The sequence below is a fragment of the Rhodococcus sp. MT28 genome, from assembly GCF_058792695.1.
Window position 1 is genome coordinate 1 of sequence record NZ_JBXAFD010000078.1, and the last position, 686, is coordinate 686.

At 70.0% G+C, this 686-nt stretch carries 1 protein-coding gene; it reads left to right on the forward strand.

Going from position 1 to position 686, the window contains the following annotated elements:
- The coding region (locus AC1Q6C_RS33700) for an acetyl-CoA C-acyltransferase (RefSeq protein WP_270008433.1) at positions 1-686 on the forward strand (686 nt) is incomplete at its 5' end.

A 686-nucleotide genomic window follows, 5' to 3' on the forward strand; every position in this document is an offset into this window, starting at 1 on the left:
CCCACATCACCCGCGCCGAGCAGGACGCCTTCGCCGCCGCCTCACACCAGAACGCGGCCCGCGCCTGGAAAGACGGCCTCTTCGACAACGAAGTCGTCCCCGTCTCCATCCCCCAACGCAAGGGCGAGCCCATCGTCTTCGCCCAGGACGAAGGCATCCGCGCCGACACCACCACCGAATCCCTCGGCAAACTGCGTCCCGCGTTCAGCAAGGACGGCACCATCACCGCCGGCTCCGCCTCCCCGATCTCCGACGGCGCCGCCGCCGTGATCGTGATGAGCAAAACCAAAGCCGAAGAACTCGGCCTGACCTGGATCGCGGAAATCGGCGCCCACGGCGTCGTCGCCGGACCCGACTCCACCCTCCAGTCCCAACCCGCCCGGGCCATCGCCAAAGCCTGCGCGAAGGAAGGCATCGACCCCACCGACCTCGACCTCGTCGAAATCAACGAAGCATTCGCCGCCGTCGGGATCGCCTCCACCCGCGAACTCGGCCTCGACCCCGCCAAGGTCAACGTCAACGGCGGCGCCATCGCCGTCGGCCACCCCCTCGGCATGTCCGGCGCCCGCATCGCCCTGCACCTCGCCCTCGAACTGCAACGCCGCGGCGGCGGCATCGGCGCAGCCGCACTCTGCGGCGGCGGCGGACAAGGCGACGCACTCATCGTCCGCGTCCCCAAGGCCTGA